Annotated in this window: 5 protein-coding genes; all 5 read right to left on the bottom strand. The window is 57.8% G+C overall.

The window, feature by feature from the left end; translation table 11 throughout:
• Positions 1-294: 294 nt before the first annotated feature.
• The 5 genes from AB2B41_RS23025 to AB2B41_RS23045 all read right to left on the bottom strand — a co-directional run bounded on the left by AB2B41_RS23025 (position 295) and on the right by AB2B41_RS23045 (position 4,173).
• Positions 295-564 carry a hypothetical protein gene (locus AB2B41_RS23025; protein ID WP_367880167.1) on the bottom strand — a complete coding sequence of 90 codons (270 nt, stop codon included), beginning with the start codon at positions 562-564 and terminating at the stop codon, positions 295-297.
• Entirely contained in the window at positions 554-1,090 is a 537-nt protein-coding gene (locus AB2B41_RS23030) for a hypothetical protein (protein WP_367880168.1), read from the bottom strand. Before AB2B41_RS23030 ends, AB2B41_RS23025 begins: the two co-directional genes overlap by 11 nt.
• Positions 1,091-1,220: 130 nt before the next feature.
• Complete coding sequence (locus AB2B41_RS23035; RefSeq protein WP_367880169.1) at positions 1,221-3,581, bottom strand: phage/plasmid primase, P4 family; 2,361 nt, start codon at positions 3,579-3,581, stop codon at positions 1,221-1,223.
• Positions 3,578-3,952 carry a hypothetical protein gene (locus AB2B41_RS23040; protein WP_367880170.1) on the bottom strand — a complete coding sequence of 125 codons (375 nt, stop codon included), beginning with the start codon at positions 3,950-3,952 and terminating at the stop codon, positions 3,578-3,580. Before AB2B41_RS23040 ends, AB2B41_RS23035 begins: the two co-directional genes overlap by 4 nt.
• A complete protein-coding gene (locus AB2B41_RS23045) occupies positions 3,949-4,173 on the bottom strand; it encodes a helix-turn-helix transcriptional regulator (RefSeq protein ID WP_367880171.1) in 225 nt (74 codons plus the stop codon). Before AB2B41_RS23045 ends, AB2B41_RS23040 begins: the two co-directional genes overlap by 4 nt.
• Between the last annotated feature and the right edge of the window lie 192 nt (positions 4,174-4,365).

Genomic DNA, 4,365 nt, shown 5'->3' on the forward strand with positions numbered 1-4,365 from the left:
TTCGGCTTCAACGAATGGCGGATCGTTGCCTCTACCGGGAAATATTCAGGGATGACTGGATCTGGAACGACCAAGACGCGTGTCGCCTCAAAATTCCTGGCGCTGCCGCACCGAATTTCCGACTGGGAGGGCGAGGTTACCCTGCCTGGCAGGGAATGATGTCCGAACGTCATCGGTTTGGGAAGACGCTGGCTTGAGAAGCTGGTAAAGCCTGCTTTGGGCTCGTTTGGGTCATCCGAGTATTTTTGTCAGATGACTGATTTGGAACGCTGAGCCGCCATTGAGAGATCGCGATCAATCGGAGATCAGATCCTCGATCTCCCTTTCCATCCGCACCAGATCGCTGATCGCCTTGCGCATTTCTTGCCATTCTCGCGTCCGCATGCCGTGTTTGTAAGCCGGGTTGGCTTTACCGGGGCCATGACCGCCGCGGGCGCCGTGAAACCTGCACACCGTCCACCCTTTCACGGCCGGGCCTTTGCACCGCTTGCCCGTTCGTTTGGACTTCGCTGTGCATCTCGGAGCAGCATGCGCCTTGCTCATGGGGTTGTCGTCACTTTTCATGCGCGCCCCTCCCCCGAGCCTCGACGTTGCCGACAATGGCCTGCCCGCCATCTTCGACATTGACGTGCTGCACGGTAACCGTCTGCTTTCCGCCGTTACGGTATTTGCGGAGCGCCTCGACCTGAGCCGTGTAGGTTCGAGCTAGCTTATTATACGCCCGTTCATGCGCCTCGAACTGAGGGAGTTGCTCGGCATTCGCCAAGCGGCCACCTTGCCGGATCATAGCCACGTGCGTTGTTGCCATCTGCACCGCCAACATGCGCTCGACACCGTCACGCGGCGCGATCTCTCTGACGATCGCAGGCATGAAGCCCCGCATGTCCTCTGATCCATCTTCAACTTCAGAAGGTTTGAGCGTTTTGTAGGCCTGCAGGAACAAGCCTTCATTCACAGCAGGGCTGTCACTGCCGAAGACCTTGGTAAGGGCATCTTCCCCGTGCTGCGTCACGTGCAAGCCACCATCTTCGTCTTGGCGGAAGGTGAACAGATCGTGCTCAGGTCGTTTGTCATTTTCAATTTGACTCATCGTCCATTCTCCAAAACTTGGCAAAAGTGACGGAAGTGACGCTTCTACGTATGTAGGACGTATCTGAGAGTCTTTCGGAACCTCGCGCGTACGTCGCATAAAGGGAAAAGCGTCACTTCCGTCACTTTCGTCACCCGAACTTCAATTTGAGGTGCAGAAACCCGCGCCCGGTGTTGCGCCGCGTGCTGACAAAATGCCGGCTCTTCATCTCCTTTTGCAGCGTGCGTTGTGTCCAGGGTTGCAGCCCTTGCTGCTCGCACCACTGTCCGAAGCGCTGATGTAAAGCGTTATTGGTGACGAAGCTGCCGGTGTCAGCGGCGGTCTCGTCTTCGAGGAACTGGCCGAGAATGTCCTCGTCGTGGAAATAAGCGTTGGATGCCGCGGTTATGTCGGCCGGTACGTCCAACCCGCGCTGCTGCCATTGCAGCGCTCCGTCGATCGCCCACCGTAGAATAGCGGGTGCTTCTGCGCGCAGTTTATCCGGTAGCGCCTTGTCGCGCTTCTCGGGCGGAATGGTCACTGTGAACGGCACCAGTACGACCCGAGCGCGGATCGCTTCGTCGATACCAGCGAAGGATGGCATATTGTTTCCGGCAATGAAGAGCGTCAGCTGCGGTTCGAAGTCGAGATAATCCTGCTTCATCAAGCGCGCCGTCAGCTTGTCGCCACCGGTCAAATCTTTAATTGTCGCTTCATCCCAGCTTTTGCCCTTTGGCAATTCGGACCCCACGACAAGGCGCGCACCTTGCAGACCTGCGATGCCAGTGGAGTGTTGCTCGAACTTGGAATTAAGGAAGATCGACGCCGGTGCGCGACGCGCGTAGTCGCCGAAAAGATCGAAGAGCGTGTTGAGGAAGACAGACTTGCCGTTCCGACCGGTGCCGTAGAGAAACAACATCTTATGTTCACTGGTCATGCCTGTCAGCGCATAACCGGCCGCACGCTGCATGAAAGAGATCACTTCCGCGTCGCCGTCAAAGACGTCCCGCAAGAACTGCAACCAAAGCGACGGTTCTGCACTGGCGGGAGCTGGTGCCACGGCGGTCTGCTTGGTGATCATGTCCTCTCGGCGCGCCGCGCGCATTTCACCGCTGCGCAAGTCGACGATGCCGCCCGACGTGCCGAGGAGCATTCGGTTTCCGTCGAAATCGTCGGGGCTGGCCGCGCTTGCCGGATTTGAGCGGGCAAAATCCGCGACCGCGGCAACAGTGGTTTTCCCACGAACAATATCAGCCTGTTTTTCTGCCCGCTTGCTCTGACCGTCATTCTCGGCTTGCTGGATCAGCTCTGCCGCGCGCTGTCGCAAGAATTTCCGGATCAACGTCATGTGCTTTAGGCGGTCGTCGATCGCCCAATGCGTGCCAGTCCAAAACAGCCACTTGTTCCAGGCTGCAACGTAACGCGCATCCTCATTCCATCCGCTCTCTCCGAGTGCGATCGCGAGGGCATCGTGGCTCAGGTTGACGGATTCGATCGCATCGGATCGCGGCCTGCCGTCAGACGACACTGCCGACCGTTTGCTAAGAACGCTGCGCCAGATCGCTTTGTTTTCCGCCTCACCAACAGCCTGTTTCAGCAGAGCCAGCGCGGGTGCGATAGAGGTAATGCTGTGCGGATTGCCCGACGAGCTCCAAACTTTGGCTGCGTCCCTGGCAGCGCAATCGCCACCGATGTATTTCATTGAAAAGTCGATGAAGTCGTCGCGTAGCGTGTCGCCGAAACCGACGCGCAATGAGACTGCAAGCTTTACCCAATCTTCGCGACTCAGAGTGTTCGGTGCGGCTGCAAGCAACGCGCGCGCTGCTTCCAGCGTTTCAGCATCCGTCGCTTGAGTTGGGCCGCCATCGATGATCGCGAATTTTGTCGCTGATGTGGTTTGGCCCTGTGTTGCGGCCGCCTTTGCTGAGACAGCGTCATGATAGGCGTCGAGCGGGAATTCGGGCAAGTCTTGCACCTCAAAGGCGGCCGATAGGTTTCGGCCTTCATAAGAGTACGTCGCCCCGTTAGCCATTGTCGAGCCAGGTGCGATGATATATCCACCATCGCCGCGCGTATCGACATGGCTGGCCGCCTTCTTGCTGGAAGTGGGCGCGCCCTCGATGTGCTTGAAGATGAACTGCACGCCACCTGACTGAGTGCGCACTTTCAAAGCATCCGGATGCGACATCGACAGTTGCTCGATCTGGTCTTCGCCGATGGCTTCCCCGGTTTCCTTGTCGATGTCGCCGTCTACGACAGACAGTCCGGAGACCATACCGGTCGGCAAGCCGACGACCGCGCCGGGGTACTGCTGCCACCATTGGTCGATTATGGCGAAGTCGGTCGTGGCGTCCTTGAAACCAAACGTGGTGTATGGCGCCTTGGCTTTCTTCGCGCCACGGTCTTCTTCCAGACAAGGAAACACGGGCAGACCGGCTTCTGCAAGCTTTCTGGCGAGTAAGTGGTTCCTAGCTGGTTCGGGCTGTCGAGCAAGAGGCATAGTGGCGGTCATATCGCTCTCTCCGCATCATTTTCCGCCTCATCGTCAGGATTTTGTTCAGCCTCGACAAACTCGGCTGGGGTAGTCGCTGCAGACGGGCGGCGAAGCGTTTTAGCCCTCATTGCGGCTTTTCTGAGGGCCTTTGGAACGCAACCCATCCGAAGCGGCCAAAGTGGGCAATCTGTCTGGACGCATTTGCGCACCTCTTTGGGATCGAAGGCGCAATCAAGGCATTTCGCCCGGACCGCTTCAAGCCCGACAAGAAATGATCTGCCGATATAGTGTTCGAGCGGTATGTCTCGCGGATCGCGACCAATCAACTGGCCGCCGTCGCTTGCAAACTGAGAGACTTCGAGGAGCGGATTTTTAGATGAATGTCTCATGCGGCGGTACTCTCGCGGCCGTTCATCCAGGCGAGGATTTCGCTTTCGCGCCACGCCACAGCTCTTTTGCCGAGCCGTACCGGCTTTGGGAAATCAGGGTCATGATGCGGGTTGCGAGGATCCATCTTGGCGTAGATCGATGACCGGGAAAGGCCCGTCATTTCTTCCACCATCGGACGACGCTGGAAGCGCTCGTGTGTCTGTGTACTACTCAGTGCCATTTCGCATGTCCTTATGTTGCTGCGGAACATGCTGGAAAGGTGACGTTTTTTCCGCCCACCAACCAGATGGGCATGTGGGCGTAGGGTGGGCGTTCAACAGCTTAACGGATGTGCTCGGCTTTGATGATGTGACCGCCCCCCGACGGCATCTATGTGCCAAGGTGGGTCTGCGATGATCCACAAAGGAGGACG

Source organism: Sulfitobacter sediminis (genome assembly GCF_040811725.1).
Lineage (GTDB): Bacteria > Pseudomonadota > Alphaproteobacteria > Rhodobacterales > Rhodobacteraceae > Sulfitobacter > Sulfitobacter sediminis.

Coding starts and splice junctions, on each gene's coding strand:
- AB2B41_RS23025 (WP_367880167.1), bottom strand. CDS start 564: ATGAAAAGTGACGACAACCCCATGAGCAAGGCGCATGCTGCTCCGAGA.
- AB2B41_RS23030 (WP_367880168.1), bottom strand. CDS start 1,090: ATGAGTCAAATTGAAAATGACAAACGACCTGAGCACGATCTGTTCACC.
- AB2B41_RS23035 (WP_367880169.1), bottom strand. CDS start 3,581: ATGACCGCCACTATGCCTCTTGCTCGACAGCCCGAACCAGCTAGGAAC.
- AB2B41_RS23040 (WP_367880170.1), bottom strand. CDS start 3,952: ATGAGACATTCATCTAAAAATCCGCTCCTCGAAGTCTCTCAGTTTGCA.
- AB2B41_RS23045 (WP_367880171.1), bottom strand. CDS start 4,173: ATGGCACTGAGTAGTACACAGACACACGAGCGCTTCCAGCGTCGTCCG.